Origin of the sequence: Paenibacillus hemerocallicola (assembly GCF_006265175.1) — a bacterium.
GTDB classification, from domain to species: domain Bacteria; phylum Bacillota; class Bacilli; order Paenibacillales; family NBRC-103111; genus Paenibacillus_AB; species Paenibacillus_AB hemerocallicola.
In genome coordinates, this window is record NZ_VDCQ01000019.1 from 48,238 (window position 1) to 66,791 (window position 18,554).

Here is an 18,554-nt window from a genome sequence, read left to right on the forward strand (position 1 = left end):
TTGTAGCCTTCTCTTTTTTTAACAACTCGAAAGGATGATGTTATATGGTGATCCTAATGGTACAAAGTGCCGCAGCCGGCAAATCGGATAAAGGAATCAAACATTCGGCGGGAGCAGCGTCCGCGTAAGCGCAATCACGTGGCGGATGACGCTTCCCGCGATATTTCGGGAGGAATCCGCATTGAATATGGAAAAACTGGGCTGGAAGCCCGATATGGACGAGCAATTTCGCCGGATGGCCGAGCCGGGGGACGGTTACGGCCGGGTAGCGCTCGAGCATACGCATTTGTACCGGATCTATACGGAACGGGGAGACATGCTTGCCGAAGTGGCAGGTCGGCTAAGACATCAGGCACAAGGAAGAAACGATTACCCGGCGGTAGGGGACTGGGTGGTGATCGGTTACCGGGAAGCCGACAACCGGGCGATCATCCGTGCGGTTATGCCGAGGTTCAGCAAGTTTTCCCGGAAAATGGCCGGGCTCATTACCGACGAGCAGATCGTAGCCGCGAATGTCGATACGGTGTTTCTCGTAAATGCGCTCAACCAGGATTTTAATGTCCGCCGGTTGGAACGGTATTTGGTGCTGGCCTGGGAAAGCGGGGCGAACCCGGTCGTTCTGCTGACCAAAGCGGATTTATGCGGGGAGCAAGAAAGCAGGGAGCGGGCGGCCGCAGCGGAAGCCGTGGCGATCGGAGTCCCCGTCCACATAGTCAGCGCGGCATCCGGGGAAGGGCTGGAGCAGCTCTCGCCATACGTGGGAGAAGGGCAAACGGTCGCGCTGCTCGGTTCCTCGGGCGTAGGCAAATCGACGATCGTCAACGCCCTATACGGCCGTACGATCATGCAGGTGAGCGAGATCCGCGAAGGCGACGACAAGGGCCGCCATACGACGACGCACCGCGAGCTCGTGCCGCTGCCGGGAGGCGGCGTATTGATCGATACGCCGGGGATGCGGGAGCTGCAGCTGTGGCATGCCGACGAAGGGCTGGATCAAGGGTTCCGCGACATCGAGGAGTTGGCCTCCCGGTGCCGGTTCGGCGATTGCGGCCACCGTCGGGAACCGGGCTGCGCCGTTCAGGAGGCGCTCGGCGGCGGCAAGCTTGCGGCCGAGCGCTACGACAGCTACCTGAAGCTGCAGCGGGAGCTCGCCCATTTGGCGCGGAAAGAAGACGCCGCGCTTCGCAGCAAAGAGAAGGAACGCTGGAAAAAGATCAACATGGACATGCGCAAAAACGGCAAGTAGACCCGATTCGCGCATCGTTCCGGCAAGAGCCCGTATGCATGTGCGGTCCGATCCGATTCCCGGATCAGCCGCCCATGCGATGCGCTTGCGCTTCCGTGGCAACCTCCATCAGCTTCGCATAAAACGCATTGTCTTGCGGAGTTTTCCACTGCTGCATATAGATAAGCATCTGGTTAATGACCGTGTCGAACTCGATGACCGTGTTGTCCATGCCTCGCGCGACGAGCGCTTCGGCTTTTTCTTTCTGTTCCCTCGTAATTTTTTTGCTCGTGTAGAAGCTGTCGATATAGCGTTGTACGCCGGCCGGCCCGCCCTTGCGCGGATAAGCCAGCTTCGAGTTCAGCAGTCGGACCTGCTCTTTCGTAAAATCTTTCGGATCGAGCAATGCGAGGAGCGCATCCAGATCGCCGCGGCGCTTCTCCACCAAATTCATCACCTCGTCGACGGAGGCGTCCTTGTCGAAGGCGAAGAACAGCGCCGTATTGTCGAACTGCTCGGAGATCGACACATGGGTCAGCTCATGCGCAAGCGAGCCGAGGCGCTCCGAGGAGCCCCCGGGCGCGTTCATGTTATGATTGACGACGTATTTCTCGGCAATTCCCCGGTCTTTTTCTTTCTGATTCGTAAAACGGGCCCCGGGGGTGAGCGCTTCCAAATGAATCTGATCGGCGTTGCCGAGCGCTTCGGCCAATATTTGCTTCGTAATGTCGGGCGTATCCGCATCGTTCATAATAGCCCGCAGCTGGTCCATTTCGTTCTGCAGCAATTCCTCCATCGCTCCGGGAACGGCGCGAATTTCGCCGATGCATTGGGAAATTTCCGGATCGAGCGACATGTTGTTCAAGCCGGGAACATCCTCCTTCACTTCCACAAGGGCGTCCTGCCCTTCGCACAGCTTGGCGAATTTTTTCTTCGGATCGGCTTCGGCCATCGCCTCGCTTAAGGGAGCGAGAACACGCCGCTCCTTGACGATCTGCTCCAGCAGCCGGTCTACCCCGGCGACGCGGTACGGGTGCGCTTTGGGATGGGCTTTATATTTGTTGCAAGCTTCGCGGATGACGTCCAACTGGGCGTTGCGTCCCGCAAAGTTGTTTTTCTCGATTTTGCCGTAGTTGGCCAAAGCTTTATCGACGCCTTTTATTTTCATGCGGAATCGGTTTTTTACTTTCGTTTCCGCCTTGAAGCTGCTCGCATCGATCAGCCTCTGCACGAAGGGCGCTTCCGTCCCGAGACGGCCCGGTTCCTCCCGCTTGCGCGAAATCGTATGCTCGATCATACGTCCGACGGCACGATTGCCCATCGTTTGTTGAGCCGTATGCCAAGAGTCGAACGATCGCGCAGCGCTTATTGCGCTCCGGTCGCCTTCCCGTTGGGGAACTGCGGATGTACGGGCCGACGGGGCCGATTCCCGCTTCTTGTCCAGCTTCATAGTGTGTACTCCCTCCCGATATTCCTTATTATAACAAAGGAGAGAACTGCGATGGAAGTCTCCCAATTCGGTTTCTTGCATAAGGAACTACCCGGTCTGTACCGATTGGCGGCCCGTGCCGAGCGGACGTACGGGAGCAATCCTGCCGCCTCATTGGCCGATTTGAAGCAAGCGGGCAACTGGCTGACGGCGAATATTTTGAAACGGGAGGAACGGTCCGTCGAAGAAAGGGAGTCTTTCGAGCTGCTGGCGGAATTGGAGCGATTGGAGCTGCTGAAGCCGGATTTCATCACCGTTCTGAATCGGCTGGAGCTGACCGATTTGAGAGAAAGCGAGCTGTTTCTCGACGCCTTCGCCGTGAAGGAATTGTTGTACGGAATCTACGATCTGGCTTGCTGGTATTATACAACGTACGTTGACGATGGCTTCGTCCCGAAGCCGTTGTACGTCGCGCCTGCTGCCGGAAGAGGCGAGGTTGCGATAGCTGGAGGAGAAGAGCTCTTGCCGGGGCTGCCGGCTACAGTCGGTATCGACGACGCCTTCTATGATGCCGAATGGGGAGAAAGCGGCGCAAAAACAGCCGACGCGGTTATCCGGAAGGATGAGCGCGGAGGGACGTACATCGGCGCGACGCTTCAGCACTGGCGACACGGCAAAGGCGCTTATGTATGGAGCGACGGGACGAAATATGAGGGCGGCTGGTACCGGGACATGGAATACGGCAAAGGGGAGAAACGGTTTGCCAACGGCGACAGCTACTGCGGCGAGTGGAAGGAAGGCTGCTTTCACGGACAGGGCATGTACAAATGGGCGGATGGAACTGTCTATGAGGGAGAATGGGACAATCATCTCGAGCATGGCCGCGGTCTGAAAACGTACCCGGACGGCACCGTTCAGAACGGTTTTTGGTCCTACGGGGAATTTGTTTATACAGAGGACCGGCTTAACGGTCCCATGGTTCAACCCGGGCAAAGTGGGGTATGAATATAGTAGGACCGTGTGCGGAATGTGACGATTCTCACAGCTGCCGGGACAATCCGTTGCTACAATAGGACCAAATCCAATTCCCGATAAGAGGTGTCCGTCATGCCATTTCAACATGTATTAGTCGCATACGACGGTTCGGCTCAAGCCCAATCGGCGCTTGACCGGGCCGCGGATCTTGTCCGTACGACGCCGGGTGCGCGTCTTACGATCGCCCATGTTTACCAGATTCCCAATTTTGTCGTAGGGGAAGCCATCGTCGTAGCTCCGGTGCGCATGGAGCTCGAAGAGCTGTCGGATTCGGAACGGCTGTTGGAGGAAGCGAAAGCCCGCACTCCCGGACTTCCGAACACGGCGTCGGCGCTGCTGCAGGGCGATCCGGCCCAGGCACTGCTGAGATATGCGGACGATCAGGACGCCGATCTGATCGTAATCGGCAGCAGAGGCTTCGGAACGCTGAAGGAACTGTTCCTGGGCAGCGTAAGCCATTATGTCGTGCAGCACGCGGAAATTCCGGTACTCGTCATCAAGGCGCCCCACGAGTAGGCGCCAGCCGATATTCCCATAAAAGTTTGAGCCTACAGGACATTTGTACAGTCCGGGGCGACTGCAATCTCATATGGTAGATCGTGTGGTTGGAACCTCTTGCTGAAGCGGTTGCATCAGGACATCGGTTCCTCGGAGGATCTCAATCACCCGAATATATGGGAATTTTGGGGAGGACTGAACATGGGATTCGGAGTTGGCGGAGTTGGCGGAGTTGGCGGAATTGGCGGAGTTGGCGGTTGCGGAGTAGGAGGAGTGTTCACTTCTACTGGCGTCATTTTGGTGCTGTTCATCTTGTTGGTCATCGTTAGCCGCGCTTGGATCTAATTGCCAAGACATCACGGCCAATAGAACCGGGCTAATCGCCCGGTTCTTCGTATGTAAATCGATATGCGTCGGTACGATGTCGCAATTCCGCATCGTAGAAAGTCGTCCCGTGTCAAAAAATAGGTATAAAGGAGGATGCAATGCGGAGTGCCCCTCCCTTATCCTTAGAATAAGGAATCGACACCACACACGCCAAAACTTCGAGAACTTCACGATAACGGCAAACCCGGCGAAAGCCGGCGACGCAAAGCTAAAGGGGCTAAAGTCTTAGGTCGCGAGAAACGACGGACATGCCAGCCAGCTGCCGAACGAAACGGATTGAAGTTTTTTTGTTTTGGGTATATAAGAACGGGGGAACAAACTGTCCTGTGCATATGGCCATTAAAAACAAAGAGCAAAGGAGTTGGGAATGATGGACGGTGGGCTCAAATGTGCGGAACACGGCTTTTACTTGAAATTGTGCGACGATTTTTTCGGGATGTACTACTCCTCGGAAGGGCCGAAGCTTTTCTTCAACCGGGATAAATACCGGTTGACCGATTCGAGATGGGACGTGGAGCTCGTCATCGGACGTAAAAACAATTTATTTATTTTTTATTGGCAGGGCGAAGTGAAAATTTCGTTCCGGTTCAGCAAAAACCAAGATTCGATCATTCAGCTGTACCGGCTGCTGCAGGAGCATGTCTCGTCCAAACGGCCCTCCTGACAAGCCGCATACATACATTCGCAATCCCGGCCACCTCGCATGCAAGCGTATGCGGGGCTTTTTGCCGTCCGGCTCCTAGTGTTTGCGGGAAGCTTGTCCGCGTCTGCGGATGTTGCGGACGACCGTGCCCGTCAAAGCCAGCAGCAGCGGCACCGAGAAGCAGATCGCGATAAACGGCCAGACGACCGTCCAGCATTCGAACGCCTCCGACTCGGTCGGGAACATCGTCACGGATAAGAAAAGGATCGCCACCGTGATCGGATAAATGAGCAGCCGGTCGTCTTTAAGGTTGAACAGCCTGGAGGCCGTCAAGTTCAGCACGAACAGGCAGATCGATATTTTCATATACGAGCCGGCGATGAGCGTAATGCCCACGATCGATTCGATCCTTTCGAAAATGCCGGTAATTTCGATTACTCTGGCTACCTCGTACAGCGAATATTTACGCTCGGCGGCCGACTTCCCGAACGTCATGATCGTACAGGCGATGACGATGCTGAAGACGAGCATATGGAAGACGAGCGCCCCGTATAAGGGCTTCGTCCACTTCTTTTTCGTATCCGTGCGCACAAAGCAAAATATGGAAGTAAACAGAAATATTTCGGAGTAGGGCCAGCCGTAAGTCAAATACGTGCCGTATGCGATCGGCTTCCACCCGTCGTTGAATTGTGGAAGCAGCGCTCCGGGGTCATAGTCGGGAATGGCGAACAGCAGCACGAACGCTACCGTAACGATTACGATGAAAATCAGCAGCCCGAACATGCGTGCCATAACCTCGATACCTGCTCGTACCGTAAGAGCGGCAGCCACTAAAGTAAAGGCGTGGAAAATGTACATCGGCGTCTCTACCATCATCGAGCTGGTCAGAAAAAGTCCGAGCCCTTGCGTAATGTTGGCAGTCATCATAAACAACGAGAGCAGGAAGGGGACGATGACGAGTACTGTAAACCAGGCGCCGAACATGTCGCGAAAATATTGCACGAACACGATGGACGGGTGCTGTCTGTACAAATACAAAACGAGTGCGAGCATAAGCATGCCGCACAAGCCGGAAAGCAGCATCGACAACCAAGCTCCGTTATGGGCGGCTTGGATAACCGGGTTCGGAATGAAGACGATCGCCGAACTCGTAATGAAGGATAGGAACAGCAGCGTTACTTGCTGCGGGCTTATCGTTGCCTTGTTGTTCATCGATTCACTCCCCTGCATCCGGCGGTGCGATTTACGACGGCTTGAACATCCGGATGATCGCTTTGGCGGGCCAGGCATAGATGGAATAAAGGATCGTATCCAGATTGGGCCACTGCTTCTGCAAAACGAAGAGAATTCCCGCATATGCGGAAAGCGCCGTCAGCGCCCCGTATACGGCGAGTTCCTTCCGGCTGCTCCGTTTCAGGGCGGACGTATTCGAAGCAAACATCAGGGCGTATAGGACGATCGTGACCGTAAACCTGATGAGCATAGTAATCCTCCGCTTTCCGTACGGTCTTGTTATGGCTCGAAGGTCGATTTCCATCCCCCGAGACCGGTATTCGAAATACGGACCTGGATGCGGTATTCGAACGGGAGCTGCGAGAACCGGTCATCCCAATCCTCTTTCCATGATTTCCACAACCGCGGGTGCTTTTTGTACAGGTCGTTTCCGATCTCCAGCACGTCGGCCTTCCGCTTTTGAAGCGATTGGATGAATTCGCGCATTTGCCGCTCGAGAGTCGCCTCGATTTTGCCTTGGAAAGCGACGTGGTCTTCCGGCTTCATCAGCGAAGAACAGACAAGCTCGCGGACAGTCCCGGAAACGTTCATATGTACCGTAACCGATAAGGCTTCCCGATCGATACGCGGGACCAGCTTCGTTTCCGTTGTCTGAACCTCGAACGATTCGGATTGATCTTCGTTCTTATCGCAAGGAATCGGAACGATTCCGCTCCTGAATTTGCTTAGAAGCATCAAGTAGGCATGCACCTGATCGGGAGCAAGCTTGCCGACCAACACTCCCTTTGTGATGAGAGCGCCGCCGGAAACGACGGCATGCTTCGGTTCCTTTTGCTGGATGTAGACATAGGGCATAACCGCGGCCCCCGTCTCGGTGTTCAATTGGGATTGGAGCTCGAGCAGGTTCATCTCGACCGATTTGCCGGAATATTGCGTGGCGGACTGTCCGGCCCCTTTAAACTGGCGGCTTATCGTTTTCTCGATGTACGGCTTTTCGTCCAAGTACGGACCGGCTTTGCCTTGGGTGATCAGGATCGGAGTCGTCAAGCGGGGCTCGTCGTCCCGATAGAAGAAGTCGAGAATGTCTCCGAGCGGCCTTTTTCTCGCCAAGTCTTCCCCGATCAGAATTGCCTGCATGTGGCTCCACTGCGCCTTGCGTCCGAGATGCACCGTCAAATCGCGCGCCGCGTCGAAAACCGAATATCCCGTAGTCCGTATGTTGAAGGAAGACGCTTTCTTCGGCGTGGCGGCGGTCGTTCCTTCGTTCGGCTTGTAAAATTGCGTCGTCAGCTCGAGCTTGCCGTCCGCCGTTTCATCTATCGCCGCTCCCAGAATGAAGCCTCGCTCGTTAAGCTCCATTCGGCTGCAGCCGGGAGCGGACATCGTCACGACGAGAACAGTTCCTAAGCTTACCAAGCGAACGACGATTCCTCTCAAGCGGCATGGCTCCTTTGACCGGGCGGTTAGTCCGGACGCGCGAATTTTCGTCTCTTCGATAAACGGAACCGCTCCTTAAGCGGGGCCCGCACGATGACATCGAACAGCTGCAGCGGCCGCAGCGGGGCGATCGGCGCCAAATAAGGCTGGCCTAGCGAGCGAAGGCAGGTCAAATGGAGCAGGATCAGGATGAAGCCGATCATCAAGCCGAACCCGCCCAAGAAAAACGCCATGATCATCAACGGAAAGCTCAAAATGCGCAATGCGATCGCAATTTCGTACTGGGGAATGGAGAAAGAAGCGATCCCCGTCAAAGCGACGACTACAACCATGATCGGCGAGGCGATTCCCGCCGAAATGGCCGCATCCCCGATAATGAGAGCGCCGACGATGCTGACCGAAGAGCCGATCGGCCTCGGCAGGCGAATGCCCGCCTCGCGCAGCAGCTCGAAAAAAAACTGCATAAGGACCGCCTCGACGAACGCGGGAAACGGAATGCCTTCCCTCGTGTCAAGCATGGCCAAGAGCAGATTCGAAGGAATCAGCTCCGGGTGAAACGTGGACAGGGCAATGTACAGGCTCGGCAGCGTGAGGGCGATGACGAACGCGATCACCCTTAGCCAGCGAACGAGCGTTGAAATGATCGTCCGCTGATAATAGTCCTCCGCCGACTGGAACAGCTCCGTAAATTTGATTGGGCATATGAGGATCGTTCCGCTGCCTTCCATCATTATGACGATTTTGCCCTCCAAGAGAGAGCTGACCGCGACGTCCGGGCGTTCGGTAATCCGGTATTGGGGGAACGGGGAATACACGGCATCCTCGATAAGCTCGCGGATATACGTAACGTCCAACGCTTCCGTCCTGTCGATGACCGAGACGCGGCGCTTCAGCTCGGCCAGCAGCTCGGGCTGGACGACGTTTTGCAAATAGCCGAGCACGAATTTCTGTTTCGTATGCGTGCCGGTCTCGTACATCTCGATTTTGAATTCCGGTGTCGATAGACGGACCCGCAATAGTCCGATATTCGTATGCAGATCCTCGATCGTTCCTTCGCGAGGTCCGCTGATGACCGCCTCGCTGCTCGGCTCGGTGACGGCTCGGCGTTCGATCGATAACGCATCGAAACCGAGCGCCTTGTTCCAGCCGTCGAACAACAGCACCATCCTGCCTTCGACGACGGAGCGAACGGCCTGGCCGATCCCGTTCAACAGCTCGAACGGCTTGTAAGATGCGCCGCCGCGCTCGAAAAAGGCTGCGATCCGATCGACCGAGGCAATTTCCGTCTCCCCCGGCATTTCGCGGACCAAGTTGAGCAGGACGGATTTGACGATGCTGACGTCCGGCTGCCGGATCAGAGTCTCGCAATACACGACTGCCATATCGTGGGATAACGAGTTTCCGTACCGATAAGGATGGACTACAATATCATGGCAAGCGGCGAATGCTTCATTCACGGCTCGAAGGTTGTCGGCAAGCTCGGCCGCAATCGGAATGTCAGTAGCGCTCATGGAATCAGCCTCCGATCTGTCGTCCGCCCCGAGTCGTCTTGCATTAGTAAGGTTTCCCTATTACGGGAAAATATTCGTTGCGGAGGGGCTGGAGGGAGCAGGAGGGAGAATGTGCGATATAAGGGGCCAGAGGGCGATGGGGGCATGAGGGGAATGGGGGGAGGAAGGGACAGGAGGGCCTGGGACGCGGAAAGGTCAGCCCCGGCGGTGAAGGCTGACCTTGTTGCGGCCATTGCGCTTGGATTCGTACAGAGCCGCATCGGCGTCCCGGAGGACCGATTCCAGCGAGTCGCCGCCGCCTGTCGCCGACAGGGCTGCGGCTGCGCCGAAGCTGGCCGTTACGGCGAGCGGGCCGCCGGTCGTCGGCATCGGAGCGGCTTCCAGCGCCGTCCGAATGCGTTCGGCGAGCGCCCCGGCATCCTCCAGAGCCGCGTTCGGCAAGACGATCACGAATTCTTCGCCGCCATAGCGGGCGAAGAGCGCCCCGTGGGGGAGATGTTGACGGCAAACGGATACGACATGCACGATCAGCCGGTCGCCCGTGTCGTGTCCATACGTGTCGTTGACGCGCTTGAAGCGGTCGATGTCGAACAAAATGAACGAGACGGGCTCGTTTCGGCTCCGCGCCTCATCCAGCATCTTTTTGCTCCGGTGCAGCAACTGCGCGCGATTGAATATGCCGGTCAGTCCGTCGTAGTATGCCTGCTGCTCGAGCTGCCGCTGCATCCGCTTCTGCTCCGTGACGTCGATCAGCATGAGCAGACTGCCCGCCCGCTCGCCGTTGCGGAGCCGGACCGCCGAGGAGCGGACCTGATAGTAGGAGATTTCGGCTTTCGCAGCCCACGTCAGCTCATCCTGCGTGCCGTCCGCCAGGAGGTCGATCGGGAATGCTTCTCCGGTCATTTGCGTCCACGCCTCATCCAGCTTGCGACCGATCATGGAAGCGTGAAGCGCGGGAATCATTCGGCCGACGGCCGCATTGTAATCGACGAGCCTCCCCGAAGCATCCAGCACGAGCACGCCTTCTCTCATGCTTTCAAAAAGGCGTTCCTTCGCGATTGGCACGATCGTGAAGGTTCGCGTCGAGATGATCGCCCATATGTACATCGCCGATGTGAAGCACATGACGATCGGCACCGGATCGCTGCCCGCCGGCGTCGCGTTCATCAAATACAGGAAGGCGGCGATCATCGGAACGAACTGTCCGGCGATCAGGGCGGTCAGCTGCAGCCGGTACGCTTCGTTCGTCCGGTTCCACTGCCGTAGCAGCAGAACAGCGCCCGCCAGCAGGCAGCCAAAGGTGTAAGCGCCGTGCACGATGTACCATTGTCCGGCTTCGATGTCGACGAGCGACGACGGTCCGGTTTCCCGGAAGAAGACGGATTTATAGAAGAGATGATGCCAATCGTTCGTAGCCACCAGGGCAAAAGAGAGGAACGGAATGACGAGCATCGCCGCAGCGGCTTTGCCTGACACCGGCCTCCCGGTATAGCGCAGCACGAGCAGCAGGCCCAGCACGGGGGCGAACGGCATGCCTGCGTACTCAACGGTTGTCCAGAATTTGACCTCCCGCATCGTCTCGCTTGCCAGCTCGAAGGCGAAGCCGAATATGTAGACGGCCTGTGCGGCGGTATACAGCAAATAGATCCGGGAACCCGGCATTTCCGCTCTGCGGATGTAAGCATATATAAACAGGAACACGCTGAGCACGCCCGAGGTCGTGACGAGCGTAATGTACATTGTAAGTTGGGAATTCGTCATGGTTATACCTCGTTGTCGAAGCAGGATGTAGGGAACGCCTGTCCATACCCCCATCGTACCATACCGAAAGTACGCGACGATATGGGATATTAGGGCCTGTTTGACGCGAATGCGAACAGCTTCCGTTCCGGGCTCCTTTCCATGCAAAAAGACGGCCTAGCGCGGTCGTCTCTTTCTCAGCCCGCTCGGCCGTCCCTCTTAACGTTAAGTAAAGTTTTTTTATTTGTTGCCGGACAGCTGGAAAAAAATATCTTCGCCTTTCGCATCAAGCGTCAAATCCCGGTTCTCCAAAAACCACAGATCCGCTTCCTCCATGAAAAACGTCAGCTTGCCGGCTTCCGTCCGGATGCCGACATCGATCGGCTTGCCGCTCATAATGCCCAGCGCATAAGGGTCTTCCCCGCCTCCGGCATACCGCACGAAAACCCGGACATGGTCCCCTTCGCGAAATCCCCACTCTTTGGTAAAACAGTGAATCGCCGCATCGGTCACAATGAGTTTCATCGATATTCCCCATTTCGCGCTTTGCTTACATTATGGTAATACAACAGGCTCTTTGTCAAATGGCGAAGACCGACGAATGCGGCTCCGCGACACTGGCCATGTATGTTTCTTTTACCCATTTAGTACCAATCGTATCACTCCCGCAAAACGGCGCGTCCCCGACGAACTGTATAAGGATACGAGTACAGCCGTGTGGAGGACACCTTATGAGAAAAAAATGGATCACGATCACCTTGTCCGGATTGACCGGACTTTCTTTCCTGACCAATATCGCTTTCGCTTCGGGCGTCGCCAAGGTGGAGCTGGATGTCGTTCCGTTCCGCTGGATGGTGGGAGGGAAAGCATTCAGCTCCGAGACGCCGTACAACGACGGTGAAACGACGCTTCCGTCGAGTCTGAATTACAAAGGGACGACTTATGTGCCGATCCGCTTGGCCGCCCAATCGCTCGGCTATCGGGTGGAATGGAACGACAAGACGAAGACGGCGATCGTCTCCGCGGAGAACGAAGACGATCCGATGGCCGATCAGCCGGATTCCAACGGCAACTATCCGGGCTACAAGTTTGTGCCGGCGCAGGGAGACGCGCCAGCATGGGAACGCAAGGCCGATTCGATTTTGACGCTGGGCATGACTTTTATCGGAACTCCGTATGATTTCGGCGCTTCCTTGGGCCAAACCGAAACGTTCGACTGCTCTTCGTTCCTGAACTACATCTTCGGGGAGAAAGGCATCAAGCTGCCGAGAAATTCCCGCCAGCAAAGCGAGGTCGGGACGGAAATCGGCCTGGACCAAATCCGCAAAGGGGATTTGCTGTTCTTCACGACGCCGAAGCGGAAGGATAAGAACGGGGTCGAGCGGATCGGGCACGTTTCCGTCTATTTGGGCGACAACAAAGTGCTGCATACATACCGGACAGGCATCGGCGTCATCGTATCGGAGCTGGACGAACGTTGGAAGGGAAGGCTCATCAAAGTGAAGCGGATCGTCTCCTAACATCCGGCACCGGTGGCCAAGCCGATTCTCCACGAACGGAGAGTCGGCTTTTTTGCAGTTTCATAATTTATAAAGTTTCGGGGTCCCGGCAAAGAACCCGGATAAGCATCGGAGCAAGGACACCGCTTTGCGGGGTTATGTTGCGCGTTAAAATCCGCACGAATGTAACCGCATTCTATGGTAAAATGAAGGCGATAAGGAATTCCCGATACCGATTAGGAGGAGCCGCAATGGAACAAGATCGGAAACGGCGCAACGCGTCGCTCGGCAAGAAGCTGCTGAGGCTGCATGCATGGAACGGTTGGCTCGTACTCGTACTGGCGATAACCGGGATCGTTCTGTTCATTCCGGCGCTCCGCGGGGAATTCAGCCTTGTCCGGGTAACCTTGAAGCAGGCGCATATTATACTCGGTCTTATCTCGGCGCTCGTGGTGCTGCTGTACGTACCGGCCATGCGCAAGCATCTGAAGCAGCTTCGGGGAAAGCCGCGCCAGCAATGGAATTTGGCCATCGTGCTGGCGCTGCTGGCCGGATGGATCGGTTCCGGTCTCGTGCTGTGGCAGTTCCGGTCGCTGCCTCCCGCGCTGACGAACATGGCGCTGTGGGTTCACGACCTGCTTACATGGGTCGGCGTGCCTTACGCCGTTTTTCACGCGGTTACCCGCAGCCGTTGGCTGAGGGTAAAGCGTCCCGGGGCGAGGGCGAAGGAAGGCGGCCCGGCTTCGTCCGGCGAAGCGCTGCCCGCCGTACATGTGCGTATGCGAATCGGCCGGGTAAACGGGTGGCTTCGCGATACGATATACACCCGGCGCGCATTCCTGACATGGTCGTTCGCCGGCATTTTGCTGCTGCTGATCGGACCCAAATTCTCGCGTTGGCTGTTCTCCGGCACCGGTATGGGCAAGGTGTCGCTGGAATCGGCGCTAGCCGACCCGAACCGGATGCTTCCTGCTCCGACTCCGCTGGCCGATTCTCTCAAGCCGATCGGCGGCGGGGGGAAGGGCGAATTCCGCATATATACGGTTGTCGAGATGCCCGAATTCGCCTCGGAATCGTGGAAGTTTTGGATAAGCGGGCTGGTCGACAAACGATTGGAGTGGAATTGGGAGCAATTTCTGCAAATTCCCCGCAAGGCGCAGGTGAGCGACTTCCACTGCGTTACAGGCTGGTCGGTGTACAGCACGACATGGGAAGGCATTCCGCTGAAGGAGCTGCTCGCCATGGCGGGTGTCCAAAGCAACGCGAAGTATGTCAAGTTTTATTCAGGAGACGGCGTGTATACGGACAGCTTGACGATGGAGCAGGCGAACCTCGATGACGTGATGGTAGCCGTATTGATGGATGGCAAGCCGATCGTTCGGGATTTGGGCGGGCCGGTTCGTCTGCTCGTGCCGAAAATGTATGCGTACAAATCGGTAAAATGGCTGCGCAACATCGAACTGATCGAACAGGAGCATATCGGCTTCTGGGGCCGCAACGGCTACGACCAGCATGCATGGGTACCGGGGCAGAAGCCGAAAAACTTGTCGCTGTAGACGCTTAACGCAAAGGCCGATCGGCATATCCTAAGCCGCTCCGCCCGTAATTGCACCCAACCACCACCGTCTCGACTGGGTGGCGTATTAGTCGATAGGCCGCCCGTCTTTGAAATTCGTTTCACACTTGGTGTATTTTTCTGAATTTGGCCGGAGTAACGTGCAGGTGCTTCATGAACAACCGATTCAAATAATAGCCGTTCTCGTAGCCGATGCATTCGGATATTTGCTCGAGCGTCAGATCGGTTTGCAGCAGCAGCGTTTTGGCTTTTTCCAGCCGGATCGAAGTGAGGTAGTGGATTGGCGTGACGCCGAAATGCGATTTGTACTTTTGGGTAAGGCGAACGGGGCTGATGCCGAGCTCTGCCGCGATGTCCTTCAGGTCGATTTTGCGGAACGCGTGCTGTTGAATCATCGAGCAAGCCTCTTCCATAAGCGGATCGAGGCGGCTGGCTTCCGTTACGCCGGATGACCACGGCTCCGAGCCGCATTCCTCGCAATAGAGCAGCCATAAGTCCTGCACATAGTGATTTCGGAGCTTATTCTGACGCTCGAAATCGAGGATTTCCGCTTTTCTCATGTTCGCATAATTGACCGCGAGCCGGCTCGTGTTGGCGATGCTGATTTTCCCGACCGGAGGCGTGAAGTCCGGGTCCTGTCCGGGCTCGCTGCGATAGGTCCAGCGCAGACGCAGCACATAGAACGACAGCGGGGTAACGATAACGCGGCGAAAAGGCAGTCCCGGGGGGCAGAACACCAGATCCCCGAACGCGGCCGTTCCTTTATTTTCATTCAATTCGTAGTAAAACGAACCGTTTTCGACGGCAAAGACGATCCACTCTTTATACGTATCCTCGTTTAGAAGAAACTTCTCTTTCCTTTCCCAGTAAGAAGAATGAATGACTTGGGGCAAGTTGTCGCACATGTTGCGTACGTTCATGGATGTATCCCTCCGTCCGCCTGCTTCCTTTAATTTTATACTATCTTACTGTATGAAGCGGTATTTTAATAGTTTCCATATGATTTCGAGTGCCGATGAAGTTTGAACAAAATCCGTTTTCGTGCTATTCTCTAACTGGATTTCGTATAACGCTACAATAAGGAGATGAGGATATGAGCGGACGGATACCGTCTCCTTTCTACATTCAGGATTCGAGCGACAAGACGTTGGTCGGCGATATTTTATTCCCTTTCGCTTATGACGAGCTACTGTGCCAAAAGATCGGGGAAGGAGCTTCCCCGTTCGTCCACATTTGGAGGCACGAGAAGGCGATCGTGCTCGGCTTGCGGGACCGCCGTCTGCCTAACGTGGAGCATGCGATACGATGGCTGCATGTGCACGGCTACCAGGTAGGCGTGCGCAACTCGGGCGGGGCGGCGGTGTCGCTGGACCCGGGCATCGTCAACGTATCGATCGTAATGCCGAACCCGACCGGGAGACTGGAGTTCAAGGAAGATTTCGAGCTGATGTACGCGCTGATCCGGGAAAGCTTCGCCAAGCTTGGGCTGGACGCGGGCAAAGGGGAAGTGAAGGGCTCGTATTGCCCCGGCGAATATGACGTCAGCGTAAATGGCCGCAAGCTGTGCGGCATTTCGCAGCGGCGCCAGACGAAGGCGTTCATCGTTAACGCGTTCGTGGCTGTCGAAGGTCACGCCTATCGCCGCGGAGAGCTGATCCGCTCCTTCTACGAGCTGGCGACGGGCGGGGATCCGGACCAGGACGCCCCGGTAGTGGAGCCGAAAACGATGGCCACGCTCGCCGAGCTGGGCGGCTACGGCGCAACGGTCCGAACGTTCGTCAAAACGTTGACGGAGACGTTGACCTCGTGGGGCGGAACGGTCGGCCGACATCCGGACAAGCCCTCGATGCAGGAGCTCGAGCGAATGGCTGCCACGCTGCGCAGCCGATATGACCGCAAAGAGCAGGAGACTTGAGCGGAGCCATCGGCAAACGAGCGAGCGATTCGCGATTATGCGAAGCGGATGGAGTCTGGCTCCTACGGCTGAAGCGATAAGAACGCCGATGATACAAGACGGTGCGGGACGAACGCTGCTCTAATGGGGCAGAGCGGGAATAACAGGGGCGCGTGCGAATGCAGGCGTCTTTTTGCATAAATGCCATGCGACGGTACTTGTAAGGGCGTTCCCCGACCATGGAAAAGCCTTGTTAAGCTGCTCGAAAGGCTTCCTTTGGGCAGCGCGGAACTAATACTTCCTTTATTTTTTGCGGAGGGAACTATAAGTTCCCTTATTACCGGCGAAGGGCGGGGAAACAGCGCAAACGGAACGATTAGTTCCTCTATTCGTTCAAAACGGCCCTTAAATGGACTCCATACGGCCATTAAAGGAACTAATCGTTCCCTTACTCCCCATTTTGGTGTCTCCCCTAAGGGATAGCGGAACTTTATGTTCCGCTTTGCTGGGTAGGACATCCATCCATCATGCAGCATATCGGTTCCTACAAAAACAAATGCTTGCCGTCCGGGTTCAGCACATAAGACCGAACCCGTTTGTCTCCTGAACGGGGGAGCAAGATATTGGCCATCGCGAGCCTGTGCAGCATCGTCCGCGCGTGGCGGGCGGATATTCCGAGCTGAATGCTTGCGTCCGTCGGAGTAATCGCGTCTTGTCTTCGGATCATCCAAGCGATTAATTCGTGCATCTTCCCGGACACTAAGGGCCGGTGTCTTTCGCCGCCAAACCATGTTCCCATCCATTGCTGGATCGTTTGCTGACAGCGCCGGGGCTTCTCCATGACGTCGTCTTAGGAAAATCGGATGACGCGCCATCCGTCAATGACAAGATGGTTCTGTCTCATCAGCTGATCGGCAAAGTGCGTGCGGGAAACATCCCGGAGGTGCGGGCCGTAGCCGTCGATCTCGATGCCGATTCGATAAGGGAAACGGATGTAAGCGAAGTCCAAGTAACGATACCCGTCCTTGAAATCGGATACTTCGTATTCCGGATGAAGCCAATCGAAGCTGCCGACCGACGGCCACCAGACCCGTTCAAGAAACGTTCGTTCAGCGTGGCCATGTCCGTCCATCAAACGGCGAAGCCTTTCTCCATCCCGCTCGTGCGCGTGATTCCGCATAAATGATTCATAGTCAGATTCGAAGCCCATTGTACCGCCCCACTCCTTTCGATAGCGGCTGCGAACGCAAAAAGCCGCTGCGTTTCCGAACTACCGGAAACGAGCGGCGTGTGCTTCACGACCGAATAATGATGCTTCCATCATAACGGATGTCCGGAAGCTTGACAACTATCGAGCAGCGAGTCGATTGCCAATTTCTACTTCGATACGGGAATCGCGCTCGACATATATTCCTCCAGCGTGACGCCTTTCTCCATAATTTCCTTGGCGGCTTTCGTACCTACGTAGCGGAGGTGCCATGGCTCGTACTGGTAGCCCGTAATATCTTCTTTCCCTTTCGGATAACGGATAATGAAACCATGCTCGGCCGCATGCTCGGCGAGCCATTTCGCTTCCTTCGTACCCGCGAAACAGTCCGAGGCCGCGCATTTTCCGTCGCTTCCCGAGACGTCCATCGCAAGCCCGGTCTGGTGTTCGCTGTGGCCGGGAACGGCGCTGTATTTGCGGGCGGCCTCTTCGCCGTCCTTTTTCGCATAGTTTTCGAACAGCGTCTTTTGCGTGGATTGGGAACGGTAGCCGGACACGCCCGCAAGCGAAATATCGTCCTTCTTCGCCGCGGCGACCAGCTTCTCCAGCGCGCCGGCGGCTTCTTTGCGCATTAGCCGTTTATCGCTTTTCTCCTTGAAAATAAACGGGATGTTCGGCTCGACAAGATCGTCAGGCTTGAAATTATCGGGCAGCTTGTTCGTTTTATTGACCAATACGGCGATGTCGGCCGGTTTGGCGACGACCTGGACGGTTTTGCCATCATTCGCTGCCGGTTTCGAGCCCGTTCCCGTGGCGCCGTCGTTCGATTTGCCCGCATTGCCGGAGGATGCCCCCGACGAGGCTCCCGGTGACGTTCCCGGTGACGCTCCGGAAGAGGAGCCGGGAGCCGTTCCTGTTCCCGACGAGGATCCGGAAGATGCTCCGGATTCGCCCGTCTTCGGCGGCGGCGTCTGATTCGAAGCTCCGCCGCCGCCGCTTCCCGCATTCGTTCCGGTGCTGCCGGAAGGCGTTCCGGTTTCCCCTGCCGGCTTGGTGTCCGCCGGCGCGGCTTCTTCGCCCGCGCATGCGGAAAGCCCGACCAAGCAGCCGGCCAGCAGCAAAGCGGCCGCCGTACGATTGAAGTAACGTTTCATAGTTGTCGCCATCCTTCCCATTGCATTCGTGCCGTGTCATAAATATGGACGTGTCGGGGCCTCATAATGTTACACAAAAACGAACC

The 18,554-nt window shown here is 56.3% G+C and carries 19 protein-coding genes and 1 riboswitch; of the genes, 8 read left to right on the forward strand and 11 right to left on the reverse strand.

The annotated features are described in order from the left end of the window. Positions 1–187: 187 nt before the first annotated feature. On the forward strand, positions 188–1,246 hold the full coding sequence (gene rsgA / locus FE784_RS15315) for a ribosome small subunit-dependent GTPase A (protein WP_139603145.1): 1,059 nt from the start codon (positions 188–190) through the stop codon (positions 1,244–1,246). A 64-nt stretch (positions 1,247–1,310) separates the two neighbouring features. On the opposite strand, the gene FE784_RS15320 is transcribed toward rsgA, so the two are convergent. Then, positions 1,311–2,675, reverse strand: a complete 1,365-nt coding sequence (locus FE784_RS15320; protein ID WP_176706241.1) for a hypothetical protein — start codon at positions 2,673–2,675, stop codon at positions 1,311–1,313. A gap of 51 nt (positions 2,676–2,726) precedes the next feature. Between FE784_RS15320 and FE784_RS15325 the strand changes: the two genes are divergently transcribed. From FE784_RS15325 to FE784_RS15335, 4 genes are all read left to right on the forward strand, one after another. Continuing rightward, entirely contained in the window at positions 2,727–3,659 is a 933-nt protein-coding gene (locus FE784_RS15325) for an MORN repeat-containing protein (RefSeq protein ID WP_176706242.1), read from the forward strand. A 102-nt stretch (positions 3,660–3,761) separates the two neighbouring features. Next, positions 3,762–4,205 carry a universal stress protein gene (locus tag FE784_RS15330; RefSeq protein ID WP_139603083.1) on the forward strand — a complete coding sequence of 148 codons (444 nt, stop codon included), beginning with the start codon at positions 3,762–3,764 and terminating at the stop codon, positions 4,203–4,205. 183 nt (positions 4,206–4,388) lie between these two features. Beyond that, on the forward strand, positions 4,389–4,532 hold the full coding sequence (locus FE784_RS40885) for a hypothetical protein (protein ID WP_176706243.1): 144 nt from the start codon (positions 4,389–4,391) through the stop codon (positions 4,530–4,532). Between the two features lie 209 nt (positions 4,533–4,741). Further along, positions 4,742–4,841: riboswitch (cyclic di-GMP riboswitch) on the forward strand. Between the two features lie 100 nt (positions 4,842–4,941). Next, complete coding sequence (locus FE784_RS15335; RefSeq protein WP_139603084.1) at positions 4,942–5,238, forward strand: hypothetical protein; 297 nt, start codon at positions 4,942–4,944, stop codon at positions 5,236–5,238. Positions 5,239–5,313: 75 nt separating this feature from the next. Here the strand turns inward: FE784_RS15335 and FE784_RS15340 are convergent, their stop codons facing one another. The 6 genes from FE784_RS15340 to FE784_RS15360 form a co-directional block, all read right to left on the reverse strand. Continuing rightward, a complete protein-coding gene (locus FE784_RS15340) occupies positions 5,314–6,429 on the reverse strand; it encodes a GerAB/ArcD/ProY family transporter (protein ID WP_176706244.1) in 1,116 nt (371 codons plus the stop codon). A gap of 31 nt (positions 6,430–6,460) precedes the next feature. Beyond that, positions 6,461–6,700: a hypothetical protein gene (locus FE784_RS40890; protein ID WP_176706245.1), complete on the reverse strand. Its 240-nt coding sequence runs from the start codon at positions 6,698–6,700 to the stop codon at positions 6,461–6,463. A 29-nt stretch (positions 6,701–6,729) separates the two neighbouring features. Next, a complete protein-coding gene (locus tag FE784_RS15345; RefSeq protein ID WP_139603086.1) occupies positions 6,730–7,887 on the reverse strand; it encodes a Ger(x)C family spore germination protein in 1,158 nt (385 codons plus the stop codon). Between the two features lie 26 nt (positions 7,888–7,913). Further along, complete coding sequence (locus FE784_RS15350; protein ID WP_139603087.1) at positions 7,914–9,398, reverse strand: spore germination protein; 1,485 nt, start codon at positions 9,396–9,398, stop codon at positions 7,914–7,916. Between the two features lie 195 nt (positions 9,399–9,593). Continuing rightward, entirely contained in the window at positions 9,594–11,159 is a 1,566-nt protein-coding gene (locus FE784_RS15355) for a histidine kinase N-terminal 7TM domain-containing diguanylate cyclase (RefSeq protein ID WP_139603088.1), read from the reverse strand. 219 nt (positions 11,160–11,378) lie between these two features. Beyond that, complete coding sequence (locus tag FE784_RS15360) at positions 11,379–11,663, reverse strand: HesB/YadR/YfhF family protein (RefSeq protein WP_139603089.1); 285 nt, start codon at positions 11,661–11,663, stop codon at positions 11,379–11,381. Positions 11,664–11,869: 206 nt separating this feature from the next. On the opposite strand from FE784_RS15360, the gene FE784_RS15365 reads away from it, so the two are divergent. Then, entirely contained in the window at positions 11,870–12,658 is a 789-nt protein-coding gene (locus tag FE784_RS15365; RefSeq protein ID WP_176706246.1) for a C40 family peptidase, read from the forward strand. A gap of 230 nt (positions 12,659–12,888) precedes the next feature. Further along, positions 12,889–14,193 (forward strand): molybdopterin-dependent oxidoreductase, encoded by a 1,305-nt coding sequence (locus FE784_RS15370; protein WP_139603091.1) that lies wholly within the window; start codon positions 12,889–12,891, stop codon positions 14,191–14,193. 121 nt (positions 14,194–14,314) lie between these two features. Here FE784_RS15370 and FE784_RS15375 read toward each other — a convergent pair whose 3' ends face one another. Then, positions 14,315–15,133, reverse strand: coding sequence for a helix-turn-helix domain-containing protein (locus FE784_RS15375; protein WP_139603092.1), 819 nt, complete (start codon positions 15,131–15,133; stop codon positions 14,315–14,317). Between the two features lie 173 nt (positions 15,134–15,306). Here FE784_RS15375 and FE784_RS15380 point away from each other — a divergent pair, with 173 nt between their 5' ends. Continuing rightward, positions 15,307–16,128, forward strand: a complete 822-nt coding sequence (locus tag FE784_RS15380; RefSeq protein WP_139603093.1) for a lipoate--protein ligase family protein — start codon at positions 15,307–15,309, stop codon at positions 16,126–16,128. Positions 16,129–16,651: 523 nt separating this feature from the next. On the opposite strand, the gene FE784_RS42625 is transcribed toward FE784_RS15380, so the two are convergent. The 3 genes from FE784_RS42625 to FE784_RS15390 all read right to left on the reverse strand — a co-directional run bounded on the left by FE784_RS42625 (position 16,652) and on the right by FE784_RS15390 (position 18,468). Then, the gene (locus FE784_RS42625; protein ID WP_342779105.1) at positions 16,652–16,834 is read right to left on the reverse strand and encodes a hypothetical protein; all 183 of its coding nucleotides are present in this window, start codon (positions 16,832–16,834) and stop codon (positions 16,652–16,654) included. Positions 16,835–16,957: 123 nt separating this feature from the next. Further along, complete coding sequence (locus FE784_RS42630) at positions 16,958–17,317, reverse strand: hypothetical protein (RefSeq protein ID WP_342779106.1); 360 nt, start codon at positions 17,315–17,317, stop codon at positions 16,958–16,960. Positions 17,318–17,484: 167 nt separating this feature from the next. After that, positions 17,485–18,468, reverse strand: a complete 984-nt coding sequence (locus tag FE784_RS15390; RefSeq protein WP_139603094.1) for a M15 family metallopeptidase — start codon at positions 18,466–18,468, stop codon at positions 17,485–17,487. Positions 18,469–18,554: the final 86 nt, after the last annotated feature.